Consider the following 20,287-nt stretch of genomic DNA (forward strand, 5'->3'; position numbering starts at 1 on the left):
AGGAATATGAATATGGCTGAGTTTCAGGATCCGTTTTTCACCAGCACATCAGAAGACGTGGAAGCCGAATACGTTTGTGGTGTTGAGGCCTTACGGGCAGGCGATTGCAACGCTGCAAGTAGACACTTAGGCAATGCTGCTCGGGGAGGTCACGTTTCGGCATTATTCAATCTTTCTCTTCTTTGGGGGTCAGGCAGTGTGACACCCTATGATTTCGATCTGGCGGCAGACTGTTGGTATAAAGCAGCGGAAGCCGGTCATCCTCGAGCCAAAGCTATTCTCTGGCAGTTGGAGGCAGCGGATCGAGGTGGATTTGGAGCAAATAATCTCGCTAAATTTGCCAAAGACGCGAATTCTGGGGATAGCCTGATATATTCGATAATGGTTTGTGCCGCCCGCTTTTATGATGTGATTTGCCGAAAATACGGCGCTACGGTGGACGTTATCGCTTATGAATTGGATGCAGCCACAATGAGCAATTTTGATTTCGTTCATTCATTCGTCAAGCGAACTGGCATAAACAAGGACTTCTACGAAGGGGGTTTGAACCGGTTAAAACCCGATTCAGCCGCGGATCAAATCGTTGATGGCCTAAATCAGTTACATGCTGCGATGAGATCGTCAGGTGTAAGTGAAAAGCTCGCTGCCATGGCCCGTTGCTCTATCGTGGGACATATCATTGCAAAATCACCCTACGGAGAGCATTCTCAGCCGCTTCGCGGTATAGATACGTTCTTTATCGAGGATGCAGGATTATTAGCTGAATCACGCGAGAGTCATGCCAACGAAATGGACTTATCTGCCAGGAAGCGGGAGTCTCAGGTCGAGCAAACTCAGAGACAAATCGCAGTTAATCTTGAGCAGATGGGGGCATCGGTCCTCCTCATAACGCAATCAGGGAAAGTCGTTATGACGGCAGACAGCTTGCAAGACCGACCACGCAATTGGTTTGGTGGGAAGGTCATGGAGGTCATGATAAGCCGCCCAGGCTTAGCCCCGTATTTCATCTATTATGAGAACGACGAGTACTACTACAACATGTCTGGGCCTGCTCAGCAGTCCTTTTCCAACGCTCAAGGCTACAACAACTATCGCAGTAACGTATCGCAAGCCCTATGCATGTATTTGGTGGTACACCTGATAGCAACACAGGGCAACGATATAAGTCATCCTGAGATGTCATTCAGTCACAACAGAATACACACAAATGTCATCGCCTACGTTGATAGGCTGAATAACTGGTACCCCATTCAACACAACTCGGCAGAATCAGACTCAGCGACAGAACGCAAGGTCGCACAAGTTAATAGGGGCGAGATCGACATTACTGATGTTATTGCCGTTCATCATACATCTCCCTCATAGATTAACCGCGGTTGCGGGGAATAGCCTTTACCGGCAATTCCCCGAACTGATCCAGACGTGCGCGGCTATCTTCCAGAGTTACTGTCCGGTGGGTTGATACCCTGCCACTCCGGTTTATTCGGCATGCCCGCGTCGTCTAACACTCTATAAAATGAACTTCATAAAACTATAAATAAAAGGCTGATTATTATAATGAAGCCACTTTAGGCATTGGTTTTGCGTTCAAATACCTAAAGTGTTACTGAAAATAATTCTTTATTGTCTTCTGTTCATTTCACTGCTTGCCAAAATAAAAGGACCAATACCATTATTGTCGTTGGTAACCTTTTTCTGAGTACCTAGGTTCTCTTTCAGGATGAGAACATGCGCGAATGGCATCAAATCGCCTTAATAACTTTATGCCGAAATGGTTAATAAAAATCACTACTGTTAAGCGTCAGCCAGCACATTGAGATGGTTTTACAACTACCAAATTAAAAAAGCCCACTTAAGCAACCTCAAGTGAGCTTTTTACTATTTAATCTGCTAATAAGCCCTACAACTCCAGGCTTACACGACCCTCCCCCTATTTACGATTAAGGATACGGAGAAAATCCTGTTTATTTGAGATTAATGAGAGCGCATTGGCAATAATTTCATCACTAAAAATCGAGGCTACATCTTTTAACACATCAATATGCTCTTTTTCTTTAGCAATAACCCCAATGGCAATAAACATAACATTACTTCTATCCCAGATGACACCATCAGGGAATTGAAAAATTTCAACACCGGTTTTAACAATGGTATTTGTGGCTGATTTAGGCAGATGAGGTAAGGTAATACCATTCCCCAAGAATGTAGAGACTTGTTGTTCTCTTTCATTAAGAAAAGAGATACAGTCTTGGTTAATATAACCTTTTAATTTAAACTCTTTTCCTATCATTGCTAAAACTTCAGCTTTATTTTTTGCATGACATCCTAAGTGTAGGTTATCAACGGTAATATTATCTATCATTATCTGTCCCCTTTGCGATATGATCTTTTTTATCTCATATAAAAATTATGTTATTAATTACCGGCAGACAGTTCTTCTTCAAGTTGTTCTAATGATTTATTGGATGTTTCTGGTAAGGCGGTAATCACAAAGATAATCGCCAGATAGTTGATAAGAGCAAAAATCAAGAAGACCGGACCTAAGCCAAGTTTCGCCTGAAGCACGGGGAACAAGTAACTCACAATGGCATTCATGATCCACATGAAAAATACTGAGATCCCCATAGATAGGCCACGAATCTTTAATGGGAACAGTTCTGCTAATACGACCCAAGTCAGAAAGCCCATCGTACCCTGCATGACCCCGACAAACAGTGCACCCAGCAACCAAATAACAGTTGCCTTTATTTCACCAACCAGATAATAATCCGCACCAGCAATAATCAAGTGCAGCGTTGCCATCAGGGCAAAACCATACACAATCAGTGTTTTCCGTTTAAAACGATCAACCAGGAACATAACCCCAATAACCATCCCCCCGACAGAAAAAACGCCATTTAACACGTTACAGATTAGCGACATTCTTTCCGAGAATCCGGCAGTTTTTAATATTTCCGTACCATAATACATAATGACGTTAACACCGGTAGTTTGCTGTAAAGCTGCCCAGGCAATACCTACCAAAATTAATTTTAAGATCCACGGTGTTTGAAAAATAATAGCCAAATCATTTTTAGCATACAATTTCTTTTCTTTTTCGATATCAATCAACGTTACGATATCATTAAATTCTTTAATAGCCCGTGGCTCAGGGCGAATTTGTTTTAAAATTACTAATGCCTCTTCCCGCCTATTTTTACTGATCAACCAACGGGGGCTTTCTGGCGAACGCCACATTCCCACTAACAAGCAAATAGCAGGGATAGTTTGAACCAATAGCATATAACGCCAGACCTCAGGTAGATGGCCCCAGGCAATACCAATTACCGCATTTACTGCAAATGCTGCTAATTGTCCAATAACAATGGCAACTTCATTCAACCCGGTAAGTTTGCCCCGCATTTCTGTCGGTGCAACCTCGGATATAAATGTAGGTGCAGTAACCGATGCCCCGCCTACCGCGTAACCAAGCAAAAATCTGGCAATTAAAAGAGTGGTGATATTAGGTGATAATGCACACAATAACGCACCAAAGAAAAAAACGAAGGAGAGATAGAGCAGGTATTTTCTTCGACCAAAAAAGTCAGCCAATTTTCCGCCAAAAACACTACCAATGGCGGCACCGACCAATAGTACACTCATTACCAGGCCCACTGTCGTCGGCGTCAGGGCCATATTTTCTTTCAATGAAGAAAATGCACCATTAATAACACCGGTATCATAACCAAAGAGCAAGCCACCAAATGTAGCGACTAATGTTATTTGATGTAATCGTTTTCTCTGTTGTGCATTGAGATTCATCATTAACGACATATCATTACCTTTTTATTTGATTATCCATTTAATGTCAAAAAGGGTTTCAAAAAACAAAAGTAACTCCTTCTCCACCTTAAAACATGGAGGTGATGAAGAACTTTTTGACACTCTGATTTATTAATAAGATAAATGCAGTTATTGAAGACAAATAAGCTTTATTCCAGAGTGCGATATTATATGATTCTTGCTACGGTTTTTATTTTGCATGATCCTTTTGCGCTCCCAATTTTTAAAATGTACCGATTACCATGGTGGTACTGGTAATACGTTATATTTTGCTACCCCGCCTCAACCGACGTCCCAGCCCCTCATTCTGCTGACAGCACAAACAAAGGTTGCGGCCTGAAACCAACCGACGGCTTGACTGCAATAATCACCACCAATCAATCCAACACTGACTTCTTTCATCTATATCCTCCTGACGAGACAAAAATAGACTATCAATGAATGCTCGCTAGCGGTTTCTGGCGATCCTCAACTGGCGTTATCACTGATAAGTATGTTAACTCACTGTGACACAACATATCATGTTGATCGAAATTAAAATTCCATATCGATCACAACATGGCATTATAATTTCATTTTTGGTGAGGGGAATTTCAGGTAATACAGGTATCTCATCATCAAACACACAATTATCTCACTGATATATAAGTAATATTATACTTAGAATAGATGACGGCACTGATGCGTTATTCACGCTATAATTACAAAAAAATTTACAATTTTGTGACTTAGATAACTATATTATTTCAAAATAAGCCATCAATAGAATAAAATATTTCATTGGTTTTTGACGACTCTAAGTATCAATTTTGGGTGTGATGTTGGTCTGAGTCTGGATTTGTGGCGGGGCTGCGGGCGTCAAAAAAGAAAAGTGATCAAGATAATTGATGAGAAAGCCCCGTATAGCTAAGGTTGGGCGGGGCTTTCGCTATTTGATAGTCTGTTCTGTGAGCTGTTTTCTTTTACAGTGCATAAAAAATCAATACGGCAATACCACCGAATAATATCCATTTAATCAAATAATAGATCCTACGATTCCAGGCTTTCAACCGTTTCCCCACCTTGCGCACTGCATAGATGTATTTAAACATACGATTGACACCACCGGTACGATCCCCCTCTTCGTTGGGGGCTGTGGCTGCACTCATTAAATTGCGCCCCAACCAGTGGTTAATCCATTGCGCCCAGCGGTAACGCATTGGCCGCTCAATATCACAAAACAGGATCAGCCTATTCTGCCCACTCTGATTCTCGGCATAATGAATATAAGTTTCATCAAATAAAATGCCTTCACCGTCACGCCAACTGTAAGTGGTGCCATCAACATCAATAAAACAGCGGTCATCATTCGGGGTGATTAAACCAAGGTGATAACGTAAAGAACCGGCATAAGGATCACGATGCCGAGGCAGGCGGCTACCGTGCGGTAATTCAGCAAACATCGCTGCCTTTACCGAAGGTAATCCGCGTAATAACGAGGTGGTATAGGGGCAAAGTGTCATCGCCGAGGGATGGCTATCTTCATACCATTTCAGATAAAAACGTTTCCAGCCAGTTTTAAAAAACGAATTAAAACCCGCATCATTATATTTATCCGATGCTTTGATTTGCTGGATTTCCATCAGCGCCTTACCTTCATCCCTGATTTGCTGCCAGTTTTCACGCAGCACGGTCAATTCAGGGAAGAGATCCTGCTTTAAATAGGGCGTGGTGGGTACCCGTGAAAACAGATACATAAACACATTGATTGGTGAAACAAATGTCGAATGATCTGAGAGCTGACGCCAGAACTTGTAGCGAACTTTGCCACGAAAATGCACATAGACTACACATAAGATAAAAGCGAATAGCACTATATATTTCATGATGTCCTATCAAATAAATATGGTTGATAGTCAAATATTTAGTCTATATCGATTGAAATTTCCAACTTAAAAAAATAAAAAGTTATTACAACAAGTGACTAGCCCCAACTTAGTAAGCAATAAATGTTTGAATATCACTGTCATTAACAGTGAAACATCCCGTAAAAATGCGGCCTGCTGGGAAGTCACTGCTGAGATCGCGTAATAGCTGCAACTCAAAACGCCCTGATGCCATGGAATAACTCAGGAAACGGGCCTCCAGGAAGTCAAAATAACGCCCTAGCTGTGGATACACCGCTTTAAATAGACTCTCTTTGGCTGAAAAAGCCAATGTCAGTAAATGGTTGAATACTAATGGGCCTTCCTGAAGATCGCGGTACTCCTGCTCACTAAGGATTCCGGGCCATAGATCATTCGCCCTTTCAACTGCAATCAGGCTTTCAATATCTAGCCCAACACCGTGGACATGGGCACTTTGATCAGAATACTCTGTAGCCGGCGTTATAATTTGCGCAGTGCACAGAGCACGTTGGTTGTTATGACTGATGCTACCAATCAAACCGGCGGGCCATAGTGGCGCGCGATCTAGCCCATTCGCTAACGGATAATTGCGTACTTCAAGCATATTCAGCACTTGTCGGGCGACAAAACGGCCCGCCAGGTATTCGGCACGCCGTTTTGCCACTGCTTTTTGTAAACTGCCGGGAAAGGCAATGCCATAAGCAGCAAACAGCTCATCCCGGTATTCATTGACATCAAAATCACATTTTGCCAACAGGCCGTGAAACAATGGTTGGCCATTTAAACCGCTGGCTGGCAGTGCGGCAAAGGTAAAGTTACGAATAAATACCGACGTCACGCGTTATCCTAATCATCTGGATTCATAGGCCTTTATAATAGTAGTTAACCCACAGCACCACAATATCCGAACCTATCCCGATGGCTAAAACACATCAGTGAAAGCAAGTTGCTACCAAAAGCCAAAACACCAATCCCATCAACAAATAACCCAATACGACTTAATTCATTATGAAATGTCACTTCACAATTATTGAAACGCAGTTCCTGACGTTTCTTTTTCTGTGACAATGGTCAATTTAAAAGAAAAAGTAAACAGCTAGGTTAATTACCAGAGGGATAAAGGAATAACCTTTTTTTATATATTGATATATCCGTCAGGTTACAGGTTACAGATACGCACCTGCTGCTTGAATTCTATTGGGTATATACCTATCCCATTATTAAAAATAATCCATTTTATCTTTTGTATAGCGACTTCTGGAGAACACTGAATGAAATTCCCAAAGCCTTTGCCCACACTGTGCCTGGCTATTTCTGCCATATTATTTAGTCAAATAGCCTCTGCTCAACAAATTAAAGCTGCCGATGTTCATCCCAAAGATTATCCTAATGTTGTTGCTGTTAAAAATATGGGTGACAAACTAAAGACCGCAACGGATGGTCGCCTGGAAATTAAAACATTCCCAGGTGGCGTCTTAGGTGATGAAAAGCAAATGATAGAACAGGCTCAAATGGGAGCAATTGATATTATTCGTGTTTCTATGACCCCTGTTGCCTCTATTCTGCCGGAGATCAGTGTCTTTACCCTGCCCTATATGTTCCGCGACGAAGACCATTTACATAAAGTTATTGATGGTCAAATCGGCCAAGAAATCGGTGATAAAATCACTAACAATAAGAACTCAAAATTGGTATTTCTCGGCTGGATGGATGCGGGTACCCGTAATCTGATTACCAAAGAACCGGTGGTTAAACCAGAAGATCTCAAAGGTATGAAAATCCGCGTTCAGGGCAGCCCGATTGCACTGGCTACCCTTAAGGCCATGGGTGCCAACTCACTCAGTATGGGTGTAAGCGAGGTATTCAGCGGGATGCAAACCGGGGTGATTGATGGTACCGAAAATAACGAACCGACCTTTATCGCCCACAATTATCTGCCGGTTGTCAAAAACTATACCCTGAGCGGCCATTTTATTATTCCTGAGCTGTTCCTTTATTCCAAAACAAAATGGGATAAATTATCTGCTGAAGATCAACAAACCATTCTGAAATTGGCCAAAGAAGCACAGGCTGAGCAGCGCGTATTATGGCAAGCCTATGTGCAGCAATCCCATGACAAAATGAAAGCCGGTGGCGTGCAATATCATGAAATGGACCATGACTATTATTATAAAGCCACTCAACCCGTTCGTGATGAATTCGGTAAGGATCATCAAGAACTGATCAAGCAGATTGCAGCCGTGCAATAACATCTTTCCGACAGTATTAAATATTTTAATACTACTGATATTTACCCAAGGTCATGGGGGTTGTAGCCAATGACCCTGGGTACACTGAGGTCTCCGCTATGGCTCGCTATTATCTATCAACGATGGATGCGTTATATCGCCTGTCAATCTGGGTCGCTGGTATTGCCTTAATCATTATGGTTGTGGTTATCCCTATGGGGATATTTGCCCGTTATGTCCAAAACGATGGCTTATCCTGGCCAGAACCCGTCGCCATATTATGTATGGTGACATTTACTTTTATTGGTGCTGCCGCCAGTTATCGTTCTGGTTCACATATTGCTGTCAGTATGGTCACTGATCGGCTCTCTGAGACCGGTAAAAAAGTATGCCTGTTATTGGTTGATTTGCTGATGGTGCTGATAAGCCTGTTTATTTTGGTCTATAGCTACATTCTGTGTAGCGAGCTTTGGTCACAACCAGTGGCTGAGTTCCCACTACTGACAGCAGGACAAAGCTATATTCCTCTGCCAATCGGCTCCGCGATTACGCTGATGTTTATCATCGAGCGGCTATTTTTTGGCCCGCAGACCCACCGCCCGGTAGTGATGATCGGCAATTCATAATTTGGGGAACTTTACCTTATGGACGCATTTATTTTAGTTTTTACGCTGGCAATCTTGCTGGCTATTGGTGTCCCGGTGGCTTATGCCGTCGGTTTAAGTGCCATCGCCGGTGCATTTTGGATTGATTTACCGTTGGAAGCGGTGATGATTCAAATCACCAGTGGCGTCAATAAATTCTCATTACTGGCCATTCCGTTCTTTATTCTGGCGGGGGCCATTATGGCCGAAGGTGGCATCGCACGGCGGCTGGTGAGTTTCGCCTATATTTTCGTTGGTTTCATCCGTGGTGGTTTGTCGCTAGTTAACATTGTGGCTTCAACATTTTTCGGTGCCATTTCAGGATCATCAGTGGCAGATACCGCCTCCATTGGCTCGGTAATGATCCCGGAAATGGATAAAAAAGGCTATCCGCGTGATTTTGCCGCCGCAGTCACCGCCAGTGGTTCAGTGCAGGCGATATTGACCCCACCCAGCCATAATTCGGTGATTTACTCACTGGCAACCGGCGGCACCGTATCCATCGCGGCACTGTTTATTGCCGGGATTTTACCGGGCTTGCTGCTCAGTTTTACCCTGATGTTAATGTGTGTCGGCTTTGCCTATAAGCGAGGTTACCCTAAAGGTGAACGAGTGCCGTTCCGTCAGGCGCTCAAAATCTTTGTCGATACATTATGGGGGTTGATGACGGTGGTCATCATCATGGGAGGAATTCTTTCCGGGGTATTTACCGCCACAGAATCTGCCGCGATTGCCTGTTTGTGGTCATTCTTTGTCACTATGTTTATCTATCGCGACTATAAATGGTCCGAATTGCCTAAACTGATGTATCGCACAGTAAAAACTGTCACTATCGTGATGATTTTAATAGGTTTTGCCGCCAGTTTCGGCGCTATCATGACCTACATGCAGTTGCCAGAACGTATCACTGAATTCTTTACCTCGGTTTCTGATAACAAATACGTGATTCTGATGTGTATCAATATCATGCTGCTGCTGATTGGCACCTTGATGGATATGGCACCGCTGATTTTGATCCTAACACCGGTACTGATGCCAGTGACCAATTCATTAGGTATTGATCCGGTCCATTTCGGTATGATTATGTTGATCAATTTGGGAATTGGTCTGATCACTCCCCCGGTGGGGTCGGTGCTGTTTGTCGCCAGTGCGGTGAGTAAACAGAAGATTGAACAAGTGGTGAAAGCGATGTTGCCGTTCTACGGCGCACTGTTCCTGGTGCTGATGTTGGTCACTTATATTCCTGAAATATCACTGTGGCTGCCAAGGGTATTTGGCGTGTACACCGGCTGATAAACCGATAATCATGAGTCGGGCCGCTGACCGGCCCTTCTCACGGTTACTTTGTCATCAATACCACAGGCTCATGATTGGCCAGCCCACCAGCAGCAACATTGAGATGTAGAACACCCCCATGATGCCACCCAGCCGCCAATAATCTTTCGATTTCACATAACCACAGCCATAGATAATCACACCAGGGCCAGTCGCATACGGCGTCAGGACACCCATGATCCCAATGGATAACACCAGCAGCATAGATAAATGTTCCATCGGCACACCACTTAAACCTTTACCGACCGCCAAAATAACCGGCAGCATGGTTGCCGTGTGGGCAGACAAGCTGGCAAACAGATAATGAGAGAAATAGAACACCAATACTAGCGCGACCACCGTCATATTCGGCGAGAAACCATCCAAATGGGTACTCATGGTATTGGCGAACCAATCAATGAAGCCCGACCGTGTTAAGCCATTGGCCATCACCACTAGTGTGGCCAGATTGACCAGCGTGTTCCAGGCACTTGAGTATTTAGTAATGTCTTTCCACGACACCACATGCAGTGCCAACATCAGGGATACTGCCAGCAACCCTACCGCCGTCGCATCAATGAATTTACCGCCAAACACCCATAAGCACAGGCTCAGCAGCACCAAACCAATTAGGATTGCTTCCTTGCGCGTTAACGCCCCCATCTCAGTCAGTGCTGTTTGCGCCCAAGCCGCTACCTCATCGCTTTTGGTCACGCCGGGTTTATACAACACATAAGAGAGCCAGGGTGCCACTATCAGTAAAATTAACCCAACGGGCAGGAACGCCAAAAACCACTGCATCCAGCCAATATGGACACCGGCAATTTTATTGACAAACTCGATACCCAGCACGTTAGGTGCCGCGCCAGTGACAAACATGGAGGAGCTGATACTGGTCCCGATCACCATCATCCACATTAGGTACCCCCCGATACGCCGTGACGACGGATCATTGGGGAATGAATCAAACAGGGGTGGCAGATTTTTTACTACCGGGAACACTGTTCCCCCGGTACGGGCAGTATTTGATGGTGTAAAGGGTGCCAACAGAATATCTATAATAACAATGGCATAACCCAACGTCAGGGTACGTTTGCCCATGAATTTCACCATGAACAGGGCGATACGGCGGCCAAGTCCGGTGGCTTCATAACCCAGCGCAAAGATAAATGCCCCAAACACCAGCCAGACAGTGGTACTGGAGAACCCGGCCAGCCCCCATTTTAAAGACTCTTTACCGCCGTTAAAGCTGGCATCAGCCACTTCAGCCGCACTAAATAGCACCCAATCTGAACTCAGTACACATATCGTCACGGCGATAAAGCTTATCGCGGTGGCTGGAATCGGTTCTAAAATCATCCCAACAATCATGGCGACAAAAATCGCAAAATAGCGCCAGGCTTGAGGTGGCATTCCTTCCGGGGTGGGAATCAACAGCAGAACAGCCAGCACCACAAAAGGCGCGAGCGCTTTCCATAATTTCTCTTGCGACTTCAACATAGAGATACTCCTATAGCTGTTACTGGTTCAATAACAACGCTATTATTTTTGTGAGGGAGATGATGAGGGAACTGCGCCAGAAACCAGGTTAGGATCAGCAGGTCAGCACTGCCGCCGGGACTAAGGTTGCGGGCGATACATTGGGTATCAAACATTCGCACCCGCCTCAGGCTGAGAGGAGAACCCATCCCTGCCGATGCGAGTGAGGCCAGAATCTCTGTCGCCTGCTGTTGCAGCCATTGCAGCCCGGCCATACCGCCACGGGATACCACATTGGTATCGCGGTTGACGGACATCAAAATCAGCAAAGTGTGCAATAAGGCATGGTCGGATTCCGCCCCGTTAACTAATAAGCGTTGGTAAGCCGGCAAGGCATAATTCAACACGGTAGCGAAGCCAGATTCGGCCTCGCCGCGTGCGCCGGTCAGGCCATAGTGATTGAACAGCCGTTGGCCCGCCGTTTGTTGTGGATTGGATTGACGCAACTCACGCTCTGTCAGCCCAGAGCACAGACGCGCCGCCTCCTGGCAAATAGCATCAGCGCTAATCCATTCACCTCGCGCTTTCAGCCGCCCCAACGCACAGCAAATTAATCCCAGCGAAAAAACGCTACCTTTATGGGTATTCACCCCCCCAGTGGCGTGGAACATACTGTTTTCACACGCCAGTCCCAGCGGTCGCAGGCTGTTCAGTGCTGCCTGCCCACCAAGCTGAGCGTGGTTGATGCCCTGTTCTATAAAGCGCGGGAGCCACGGCGCAATAGCATCAGCACTGTGATAAAAATCGATCAGCGCCATATCCTTATGTGCACCACAATTGAAGCGATCCACCAGGCCCGGTTTCGGTGTCAGATTCACCTCTGCCAGCAGGGCGCGATACGCCAGTGCGCCATATTTTTTGGCAAAGTCGGAGGAGGCGACAGGTGATTGAGCCGCCCTGTTGTCAGTGCGTTGCAGTTGTGGCATTGAGCATCAACTCCATCTGAACCAATAGTTGGTCAATACTGTGGGTTTGCGCGCGGGCACAGACATTGGCTGGACGGTGACAAAGCAGACAGCGGCGCGGCGCTAACCCCACATCACGGCGCGATAAGATTTGCCCCGATGCATCAAGCACATCGATATCCCATAACCGGCCCTGCGGGTGCTTTAGCTCAAGTAACAACGCGGCGTCCTTCACCTGTTCCGCAGGTAAATCCACCGCAATCAAACCTTCACAGCCGGTCGGCAGTGGAAAAATCTCTTGTTGCAACACTGGCCAACACTGCTGTTGACTTAGCGAAGTGATCGCCTGCCATGCCAATGCAAATAATTTGCGCGTCAATGGGTTATCTTTCACCGCACCGGGTGCCACCAACGTCAGTGAAATCAACGTCACCTGATGGCGAGCCAGCCACGCCTGTTGTCTGCTCTGACGGGACTCACGGCTGGTAAGTAACTCCGGTAAGCTGATGGGCCGGTTGGCCGCTAACGCAGGAGAGAGAGTGTTCATCGTCTACTCCTGTATTTGATGCACAACGTCAATTACTGAGCCGTCGCGATAGCGCACCACCGCTACGACGCGATTAGTAAATGCAATAGGTTGTGGCACGCCAGTCAGCAGTAACGCGCGCTGATGCAGCCATTCGATGGTGACTACGGCTAAACCGGCTTGCTGTAAGCGTTCTGCCAATTCGGGCCGGGCTGGATTAACCGCAATACCATGATCGGTCACTAAAATATCGACGCTGGAGCCGGGCGTCACACAGGTGGTGACATCATTGACCAGCGTCGGGATCCGGCCACGAACCAAGGGAGCGACGATGATAGAGAGTCGGGCGGCCACCGCCGTATCGCAATGGCCGCCAGAGGCACCGCGTAACACGCCATCCGAGCCGGTCAGTACATTGACGTTAAAACGGGTATCAATCTCCAGAGCACTGAGCACCACCACATCCAGTCGGTCGACTGACGCACCTTTCGAACTAAAATTGGCGTATTGATTGGCACTGATTTCGATGTGACGTGGATTACGGGCCAGTGAGGAAGCAGCCTGCCGGTCAAAGCTTTGCACATCCAACAACTTGGTAATCAGCCCTTTTTCGTGCAGTTCTACCATTGTTGAAGTAATGCCACCGAGGGCAAAAGCGGCAGTAATGTTGCGCCGCAGCATTTTATCCTCAAGGAAGCGCGTCACTGCCAGCGATGCCCCGCCGGTCCCGGTCTGCAAAGAAAATCCATCGATAAAATAGCCAGAACCGGCAATCACCTCGGCAGCTCGGCGGGCGATCAGTAACTCACGAGGATTCGAGGTCATTCGGGTGGTATCAGCACCGATCTTGTCGGCATCACCGACCTTTTCAACCTGTACAATCAGGTCAACTTGATCTTGGGTAATACTGGCTGGATGATGGGGATAGGTCACCACCGCTTCTGTCAGCAATACCACACAGTGTGCATATTCTGCATCGACTCTGGCATAGCCCAACGAGCCACAACAGGCATTACCGCTAAAGCCATTGGCGTTACCAAATTCATCACAGGCCGGTACGCCGATAAAGGCAATATCGATAGTCAGTTCGCCGGATTCAATCAGATTAACCCGGCCACCGTGGGAGTGAATCTGTACGGGTTTAGCCAGTAACCCACGAGAGATCTCCTCTGCCAACGGCCCGCGCAGACCAGAGGTATAGATCTCACTGACCACCCCATTGCGGATATGATCCACCAGCGGTGAATGGCAGTCGCTCAGCGAGCTGGAGGCCAGACGCAGATTTTTGAATCCCATGGCGGCAATGGTATCCATCACCAGATTCAGGGTTAAATCACCAGCACGAAAAGCATGGTGAAAGGAGATAGTCATGCCATCTTGCAACCCGCAACGGCGGATAACTGTCTCCAGTGAGTCACATATTTTGATATCACGGGGTTTCTGCGCCTGTAAATTCGCTTTCGAGGTGTTTTGATACAGGTGGTACGCCGGGCCGTTATCCTGAGTGCGACTTAAGCTTTCTACTCGTTGTTGCCTATTCATCTTTTATTCCTCACGCAGGCCACTGACCGCACGTTGCAAAACCAACCGTGCCCGTTCAATCACCGGGCTATCTACCATCTTGCCATTCAGGGAGACCACCCCACGTCCTTCGGCTTCCGCCGCCGCCGCCGCATCGACCACGCGTTGTGCGTGGTGGACTTCCTTCTCGGTCGGGGCGTAGAGGTTATGTAGCAGTTCGATTTGCCGTGGGTTAATCAGCGATTTGCCATCAAAGCCCAGTTGTTTGATCAATGCGGCTTCCTGCAAAAAACCGGCTTCGTTGTTGGCATCGGAATAGACGGTATCGAAAGCCTGAATTCCAACAGCGCGGGCCGCCTGCAAAATTGAACAGCGCGCAAACAGCAGCTCAATACCTTCTGGTGAGCGCTCGGTACGCAAGTTACGCACATAGTCCTCTGCACCTAATGCAATCCCCATCAGGCGCGGAGATGCCTGTGCAATAGCCAGTGCCTGAGTAATCCCTTGTGCTGACTCAATCGCGGCCAGCAGACCTGTACTGCCAACGTCACGGCCGCATTCCGACTCGATACGGCTGATCTCGCGCGCCATATCGGTCACATCTTGCGCACAGTCAGTTTTGGGCAGACGTACAATATCGGCCCCCCCTCGGACCACCGCTTCCAAATCGGCCAGTCCGTAGGCTGAGTCCAACGCATTGACTCGCACAATGGTTTCCACATCTTGATAAAGCGGGTGTTGCAAGGCGTGATAGACCAAACGTCGGGCGGCATCTTTTTCGCGCAGAATAACCGAGTCTTCCAGATCGAACATCAATGCATCAGCCTGATAAATAAAGGCATTGCTTACCATTGCAGCATTAGCGCCAGGAACAAATAACATGCTGCGACGCATTCTGTTTTTCATTTCAGGTTTCATCACGATACTCTCCATGGCAGAATTTTTTCGTCACTTGCCCTGAGTAGCGCGGTTTCCAACCGTGCCTGCAACACGCAATCCAGTGCGCCTTTATCGTCAATAATCAGTTGCACTCCGCTTAGCCGATACTGTTCCAACAGTGCCAAAACACTGTAACGAATAGCTTCACCAAACTGCTTATCCACACTGCTATGTATTTGCAGATCTATTTCGGGTGGATTTAATGGCGCAATGCGCACCATCACGTCGCTCGACTCCAGTGTTCCGGCGACGGCCTCTCTGATAATTTTCATTTTTCACCTGATTAACTTGTCTTCAAATTCGAGATTGCTGATCTACGTATCTGCACCTATCTTTGTGCCCTGCTTTATTCGACTAAAACAGGGCTGGATCCTTTGCTGAAGCTACCTTTTTTGCCCGCTGCGCCAGCAGGCGTTGTAGATAGTGGCAGGTGGCGGGGGGGACCAATTTACGAATGGTTTCGCCATCCCCCTGAGCCAGTAATTTGCGTACCCAAGAGGCAGAAATAGCGGTGTTGTGATATTTAAGGCGCTCAATTTCTACCAGTGAGATGGGGGGATAGACTAATAACGGGGTTTCCAGCCAGTAGCTCATGTCATGGTTATATTTGGCGGTCACGGTACAAAACGGTTCGGTACCAACAAAGCGGTGAGTGACACCCAATGCCGGGGCCAAATATTGACGGAATATCTTCAGATCGATTTCGGTATAACAGTCATCGGCCACACCTTGATCTTTAATGAAATAACACGGGAAAGTGGCACGAGAGATCATATATTCCGAGCCAGGATGCACGGTAAGATTGGCAATATCCTCGGTGCCACTGAGCACTAATTGCAGGCGATCTTCATAAGGGAAACGCGAGTTATCTTCTTTCACCAAAAACAGGTGCAACCAATCACACTGTGCCGCGGCCTGGCGGACTAAATATTGATGCCCACGGGTAAACGGATTGGCATTCATTACAATGCTGCCAATTTTTTGTCCCGGTTGGCGTAACTGGCTTAGTTGTTTGGCATAACGCTGCAAGCGGCAGGCGCTATTTTCCATCAACACCACAATACCGGGGACACTGGCTATCGGATAAAAGCCACAGGTTTTAAATAAGTCTTCATTCTTGGTCTTGGTATAAATAAACAGATGGCTGTGGTGACGTTCATAGGCCAAATTGACCAGTTCGGTCGCCAGGGTCAGCGCCAATCCTTCCCCCCTAACCTGCTCACTGATTGCCACGCATTTGATAATATTGCCGGCAATCCCGCCACAGGCCACGAGTTGTTCATTACGGCTTACGGTAATAAATACGTCAACAGTGGTATCTATATTCAGATCGTTTGCACGCAAGAAACGTGTTATTTCTGCAATTTGCTGATGCTCTGAACGATTAATTTGACTAAATACCGTATCCATAATTCACTCTCTAGCATAACGTTTATATAACAAATAAAACACAAGTTAAACTCCCGATAATCAGGCAAGTCAAAGCGTGCGATTTAAATTAAAAATTCACATAAAAACAACAATATAAAATAACCATTTAAAAACTGATTTTTAATTACAATTAATTTACGACCACATGCTAAACATAAAAATAGCGTGGTTAATTGACCTATTTCACATATAAGAGAGTAAATATAAGTTATTTAATGGTTTTAATTTCTTTAATTATTAATATTATTTTTTATTTCTCTTAGCTATTTAATTATTGCTTAAATTCACTTATGTTAATGCCTGTGCTAATGGTCCATATGTTAATTAAGGTGAGTAGCATGCCCAGTTCCTCTTCAGGTTCTTCCCCATTACGCAAATTAAAATGGCACGGCCTGAAATGGAGTCGCTTGAAGAATATTGCCTTCCCGCTGCGTATATTTTTGCTGCTATTAACCGTCTCGATCATTTTGGTTGGCACACTTGATCGTTTTCTGAGCCACAGTTTTGAACAATATTTACTGGATCAGGTCAGTAAAACCGCGATGAATCAGGCCAAGATTATCGCCGCGATGGATTCGGTGGTGGATGCAGTAAAACGCCGCGATAAAGCTCAGTTAGCACAAATTGTGGGGCGGTTAGGTGATACCTCAGATCTTGATTATCTGGTGATTGGCGATACTCAGTCGATTCGTCTGTATCACCCTAATCCGCAAATGATTGGTTATCCGATGCAATGGACGAAACCCGGTGCGCTGGAACGAGGTGAAAGTTATATCATTTTCGGTAAAGGCTCGATGGGGGAAGCGATGCGGGCCAAAACCCCGATCCGCGACGAACAAGGACAAATCATCGGGGTCGTTTCTCTGGGCTACCTCATCAGCAAGATTGACCACTGGCGACTCATTTATCTGCTGCCACTCACTCACTCGTTTATCATGGTGCTGATTGTATTGCTATTGCTGTCATGGCTGTTTGCACACCACATCCGCCGACAAATGATGGGAATGGAGCCGAAAGAGATAGCGCGGGTATTGCGCCAACAAGAAGCCTTGTTTGGTGCCGTATTTGAAGGGCTGCTGGCGGTTGATCCTGAGGGAAGGATCACTGCAATCAATCAAAATGCGCGTAAAATGCTGCACATCTCCGCCACACCACAACAGTTAATAGGTTGCAACGTCAGTGAAGTGGTCTCACCTGACCATTTCTTCCTCGATCAAACCGGCGATAACCGTCAGGATGAGCTATGTACCTTTAATGGCTTGAATACTATCGCCAATCGGGCGGGTATTTGGTCTGAAGAGGGGGTGTTTCAAGGCTGGGTGGTGAGCTTTCGTAGCCAGGATGATATTCATACTCTTAGCGTCCAACTGAGCCAGATTAAGCAATATGTCGAGAATCTGCGCACGGTACGCCATGAACACTTGAACTGGATGTCAACCATCAGTGGGTTATTGCAGATGAAAGAGTTTGATCGGGCGCTGGAGATGGTAAAAACCGAGTCTTCATCCCATCAGGCTCTGATTGATATGTTACGTACCGCGTTCAGTAACCGGCAAATTGCCGCTTTACTCTTCGGTAAATACCACCGGGCCAAGGAGTTAGGGCTGAGCTTGAACTTTATTCCCGGTTGCCAGTTGGGCATACTGCCGCCCACCATCGGGGAGAACGAATTGGCTGCCATCATGGGGAATTTACTGGATAACGCTTTTGAGGCTAGCTTGAAGAACCCGGAATGCGATAAACAGGTTGAGATTTACCTCTCTGATGAAGGGGATAACTTGATTTTGGAGGTTGCCGACCACGGTTGCGGTATCGATCCACAACTGCAAGATAGCTTATTCGAACGCGGTATCAGCTCTAAAAATTCAGACGAACACGGGATCGGCCTGTACCTGGTAGCCACCTATGTTCAGCAAAGTGGCGGCACCATTACGATAGAAGAAAATCCGCCGCGCGGCACCTTATTTACGGTCTTTATTCCGAAGACGCGTTGATCTCAAAGATGAGGAGATCCCATGGAATGGCTTAATATTTTAGTGGTAGAAGACGAAACACCGCTGGCAGAGATGCATGCAGAATTTATCAAACAAAGCAGCTATTGCCACGAAGTTTGGCTCGCGGGTAACTTGCAACAAGCCCGCAGCATGGTGACGCGTTTCAAGCCTGATTTGATTTTGCTGGATAACTATCTGCCCGATGGTAGTGGCCTGGAATTACTGCGTGAGATGACCTTACAGGGTTTCTCTGGTGGCATTATTTTCGTCACTGCTGCCAGCGATAGTGAGACGGTATCTGAAGCAATCCGTTATGGGGTTTTTGATTACCTGATTAAACCGGTAGCCTATGAGCGGTTGGAGCAGTCATTAGCCCGTTACAGCCACCGCCATCAGGTATTACAAGATGGTACCAAGGTTAATCAGCGCCAGATCGATGAAATGTATAATACCTATGCCCGTGGTGAACAGAAAGTGACGCTACCATTAGGCATAGACCAGATGACATTGGACAAAATCCAAACCCTATTCAGTGATAACACGGCGGAGTACACCGCAGAAACTGTCGCCCAGGTTCTGGGATTAAGCCGTACCACGGCACGCCGTTATCTGGAGTTCTGTGCCACTAATCAGGCCCTACAGGCAGAAATTATTTATGGCAAGGTGGGTCGGCCACAGCGGATTTATCGCAGTAAAAAATCAGCGTAGTTGGCACGGCTCTCCACTCGACAGCAAAGGCGTTCCACCGTCAATCACGTGGAGCGCTTCATTTCTCAGATAATAATTGCCTAGTTAATAATCAGATTTTTCCTGCATCTGTTAAGCCTCTAACATTTTTGATAACAATTATTGCTACAACAAAGATTGATGAGCATCATGCAGGCTAGGTTCCGTAATACAGAAAAATCATGATTAATGTTGCATTGATAGATGACCATATTGTCGTCCGCTCTGGGTTTGCCCAACTGCTCTCGCTGGAAAAAGATATTCGCATTATTGGTGAATATGGTTCGGCAGCGCAGGCGTGGGCCGAACTACCGAATATCGATGTGCATGTTACCGTTATGGATATTTCGATGCCGGATGAAAGCGGGCTAAGTCTGCTCAAACGTCTGCGTCAAACCATGCCTCATTTTCGCGCAATTATTCTGAGTATTTATGACACCACCGCCTTTGTGCAAAGTGCGATGGATGCGGGTGCCAGCGGCTATCTGACTAAACGCTGTGGGCCGGATGAATTGGTTCAGGCGCTGCGGACGGTCAATGGCGGCGGCCTCTATCTGTGTGCCGACGCACTGCGAGCACTGCGTTATATACCACAACATCCGCCACAACTGGCAATATTAACGCCACGCGAGAAAGAGGTTTTCCAATTGTTAATCAATGGAATCAGTGTTAAATCCATTGCCGAGCAATTGTCACTCAGCCACAAAACCGTCCACGTCCATCGAGCCAATATTCTGGGCAAACTCAACTGTGAAACCACTGTCGAACTGGTGCATTTTGCCCTACAGCATCAGTTGTTGGCAGGTAACTAA

The 20,287-nt window shown here is 46.6% G+C and carries 18 protein-coding genes; 7 read left to right on the forward strand and 11 right to left on the reverse strand.

Features of this window, described 5'->3' with window-relative positions; genetic code table 11:
* Positions 1-12 precede the first annotated feature (12 nt).
* Positions 13-1,365 (forward strand): hypothetical protein, encoded by a 1,353-nt coding sequence (locus V1953_RS13090; protein ID WP_442851028.1) that lies wholly within the window; start codon positions 13-15, stop codon positions 1,363-1,365.
* Between the two features lie 565 nt (positions 1,366-1,930).
* Here the strand turns inward: V1953_RS13090 and V1953_RS13095 are convergent.
* The 4 genes from V1953_RS13095 to V1953_RS13110 form a co-directional block, all read right to left on the reverse strand.
* Positions 1,931-2,362: a PTS sugar transporter subunit IIA gene (locus V1953_RS13095; RefSeq protein WP_420073920.1), complete on the reverse strand. Its 432-nt coding sequence runs from the start codon at positions 2,360-2,362 to the stop codon at positions 1,931-1,933.
* Positions 2,363-2,415: 53 nt separating this feature from the next.
* Complete coding sequence (locus V1953_RS13100) at positions 2,416-3,813, reverse strand: sugar porter family MFS transporter (RefSeq protein ID WP_083159207.1); 1,398 nt, start codon at positions 3,811-3,813, stop codon at positions 2,416-2,418.
* A 971-nt stretch (positions 3,814-4,784) separates the two neighbouring features.
* A complete protein-coding gene (gene lpxO / locus V1953_RS13105; protein WP_372568959.1) occupies positions 4,785-5,687 on the reverse strand; it encodes a lipid A hydroxylase LpxO in 903 nt (300 codons plus the stop codon).
* A gap of 109 nt (positions 5,688-5,796) precedes the next feature.
* Positions 5,797-6,546, reverse strand: coding sequence for a 4'-phosphopantetheinyl transferase family protein (locus V1953_RS13110; RefSeq protein WP_083159209.1), 750 nt, complete (start codon positions 6,544-6,546; stop codon positions 5,797-5,799).
* 433 nt (positions 6,547-6,979) lie between these two features.
* Here V1953_RS13110 and V1953_RS13115 point away from each other — a divergent pair, with 433 nt between their 5' ends.
* The 3 genes from V1953_RS13115 to V1953_RS13125 all read left to right on the forward strand — a co-directional run bounded on the left by V1953_RS13115 (position 6,980) and on the right by V1953_RS13125 (position 9,873).
* Complete coding sequence (locus tag V1953_RS13115; RefSeq protein WP_442851029.1) at positions 6,980-7,957, forward strand: TRAP transporter substrate-binding protein; 978 nt, start codon at positions 6,980-6,982, stop codon at positions 7,955-7,957.
* Positions 7,958-8,055: 98 nt separating this feature from the next.
* The gene (locus V1953_RS13120) at positions 8,056-8,562 is read left to right on the forward strand and encodes a TRAP transporter small permease (protein WP_083159210.1); all 507 of its coding nucleotides are present in this window, start codon (positions 8,056-8,058) and stop codon (positions 8,560-8,562) included.
* An 18-nt stretch (positions 8,563-8,580) separates the two neighbouring features.
* On the forward strand, positions 8,581-9,873 hold the full coding sequence (locus tag V1953_RS13125) for a TRAP transporter large permease (RefSeq protein ID WP_019080904.1): 1,293 nt from the start codon (positions 8,581-8,583) through the stop codon (positions 9,871-9,873).
* Positions 9,874-9,930: 57 nt separating this feature from the next.
* On the opposite strand, the gene V1953_RS13130 is transcribed toward V1953_RS13125, so the two are convergent.
* The 7 genes from V1953_RS13130 to citC all read right to left on the reverse strand — a co-directional run bounded on the left by V1953_RS13130 (position 9,931) and on the right by citC (position 16,734).
* Positions 9,931-11,394: an anion permease gene (locus tag V1953_RS13130; protein ID WP_083159211.1), complete on the reverse strand. Its 1,464-nt coding sequence runs from the start codon at positions 11,392-11,394 to the stop codon at positions 9,931-9,933.
* Positions 11,388-12,359: a triphosphoribosyl-dephospho-CoA synthase CitG gene (gene citG, locus V1953_RS13135; protein ID WP_420073714.1), complete on the reverse strand. Its 972-nt coding sequence runs from the start codon at positions 12,357-12,359 to the stop codon at positions 11,388-11,390. The genes V1953_RS13130 and citG overlap by 7 nt, the downstream gene beginning before the upstream one ends.
* Positions 12,337-12,885, reverse strand: a complete 549-nt coding sequence (gene citX / locus V1953_RS13140) for a citrate lyase holo-[acyl-carrier protein] synthase (protein WP_005185535.1) — start codon at positions 12,883-12,885, stop codon at positions 12,337-12,339. Before citX ends, citG begins: the two co-directional genes overlap by 23 nt.
* A 3-nt stretch (positions 12,886-12,888) precedes the next feature.
* Positions 12,889-14,406 (reverse strand): citrate lyase subunit alpha, encoded by a 1,518-nt coding sequence (citF, locus tag V1953_RS13145; protein WP_442851030.1) that lies wholly within the window; start codon positions 14,404-14,406, stop codon positions 12,889-12,891.
* A gap of 3 nt (positions 14,407-14,409) precedes the next feature.
* Entirely contained in the window at positions 14,410-15,303 is an 894-nt protein-coding gene (citE, locus tag V1953_RS13150; RefSeq protein ID WP_083159213.1) for a citrate (pro-3S)-lyase subunit beta, read from the reverse strand.
* A complete protein-coding gene (gene citD, locus V1953_RS13155) occupies positions 15,303-15,596 on the reverse strand; it encodes a citrate lyase acyl carrier protein (protein WP_083159214.1) in 294 nt (97 codons plus the stop codon). The genes citE and citD overlap by 1 nt, the downstream gene beginning before the upstream one ends.
* An 82-nt stretch (positions 15,597-15,678) precedes the next feature.
* The gene (gene citC, locus V1953_RS13160) at positions 15,679-16,734 is read right to left on the reverse strand and encodes a [citrate (pro-3S)-lyase] ligase (RefSeq protein ID WP_083159215.1); all 1,056 of its coding nucleotides are present in this window, start codon (positions 16,732-16,734) and stop codon (positions 15,679-15,681) included.
* A gap of 338 nt (positions 16,735-17,072) precedes the next feature.
* Between citC and dpiB the strand changes: the two genes are divergently transcribed.
* The 3 genes from dpiB to V1953_RS13175 all read left to right on the forward strand — a co-directional run bounded on the left by dpiB (position 17,073) and on the right by V1953_RS13175 (position 20,287).
* Positions 17,073-18,749 (forward strand): sensor histidine kinase DpiB, encoded by a 1,677-nt coding sequence (gene dpiB / locus V1953_RS13165; protein ID WP_372568956.1) that lies wholly within the window; start codon positions 17,073-17,075, stop codon positions 18,747-18,749.
* 21 nt (positions 18,750-18,770) lie between these two features.
* The gene (gene dpiA / locus V1953_RS13170; RefSeq protein ID WP_083159217.1) at positions 18,771-19,457 is read left to right on the forward strand and encodes a two-component response regulator DpiA; all 687 of its coding nucleotides are present in this window, start codon (positions 18,771-18,773) and stop codon (positions 19,455-19,457) included.
* A gap of 200 nt (positions 19,458-19,657) precedes the next feature.
* On the forward strand, positions 19,658-20,287 hold the full coding sequence (locus tag V1953_RS13175) for a response regulator (RefSeq protein WP_083159218.1): 630 nt from the start codon (positions 19,658-19,660) through the stop codon (positions 20,285-20,287).

The sequence above is a fragment of the Yersinia sp. 2541 StPb PI genome, assembly GCF_052217145.1.
Taxonomy (GTDB): Bacteria; Pseudomonadota; Gammaproteobacteria; order Enterobacterales; family Enterobacteriaceae; genus Yersinia; species Yersinia enterocolitica_E.

Bases quoted from the DNA above. Each gene is read 5' to 3' on its own strand.
- V1953_RS13090 (WP_442851028.1), top strand. From the start codon at position 13: ATGGCTGAGTTTCAGGATCCGTTTTTCACCAGCACATCAGAAGACGTG.
- V1953_RS13095 (WP_420073920.1), bottom strand. From the start codon at position 2,362: ATGATAGATAATATTACCGTTGATAACCTACACTTAGGATGTCATGCA.
- V1953_RS13100 (WP_083159207.1), bottom strand. From the start codon at position 3,813: ATGTCGTTAATGATGAATCTCAATGCACAACAGAGAAAACGATTACAT.
- lpxO (WP_372568959.1), bottom strand. From the start codon at position 5,687: ATGAAATATATAGTGCTATTCGCTTTTATCTTATGTGTAGTCTATGTG.
- V1953_RS13115 (WP_442851029.1), top strand. From the start codon at position 6,980: ATGAAATTCCCAAAGCCTTTGCCCACACTGTGCCTGGCTATTTCTGCC.
- V1953_RS13120 (WP_083159210.1), top strand. From the start codon at position 8,056: ATGGCTCGCTATTATCTATCAACGATGGATGCGTTATATCGCCTGTCA.
- V1953_RS13125 (WP_019080904.1), top strand. From the start codon at position 8,581: ATGGACGCATTTATTTTAGTTTTTACGCTGGCAATCTTGCTGGCTATT.
- V1953_RS13130 (WP_083159211.1), bottom strand. From the start codon at position 11,394: ATGTTGAAGTCGCAAGAGAAATTATGGAAAGCGCTCGCGCCTTTTGTG.
- citG (WP_420073714.1), bottom strand. From the start codon at position 12,359: ATGCCACAACTGCAACGCACTGACAACAGGGCGGCTCAATCACCTGTC.
- citX (WP_005185535.1), bottom strand. From the start codon at position 12,885: ATGAACACTCTCTCTCCTGCGTTAGCGGCCAACCGGCCCATCAGCTTA.
- citF (WP_442851030.1), bottom strand. From the start codon at position 14,406: ATGAATAGGCAACAACGAGTAGAAAGCTTAAGTCGCACTCAGGATAAC.
- citE (WP_083159213.1), bottom strand. From the start codon at position 15,303: ATGAAACCTGAAATGAAAAACAGAATGCGTCGCAGCATGTTATTTGTT.
- citD (WP_083159214.1), bottom strand. From the start codon at position 15,596: ATGAAAATTATCAGAGAGGCCGTCGCCGGAACACTGGAGTCGAGCGAC.
- citC (WP_083159215.1), bottom strand. From the start codon at position 16,734: ATGGATACGGTATTTAGTCAAATTAATCGTTCAGAGCATCAGCAAATT.
- dpiB (WP_372568956.1), top strand. From the start codon at position 17,073: ATGTTAATTAAGGTGAGTAGCATGCCCAGTTCCTCTTCAGGTTCTTCC.
- dpiA (WP_083159217.1), top strand. From the start codon at position 18,771: ATGGAATGGCTTAATATTTTAGTGGTAGAAGACGAAACACCGCTGGCA.
- V1953_RS13175 (WP_083159218.1), top strand. From the start codon at position 19,658: ATGATTAATGTTGCATTGATAGATGACCATATTGTCGTCCGCTCTGGG.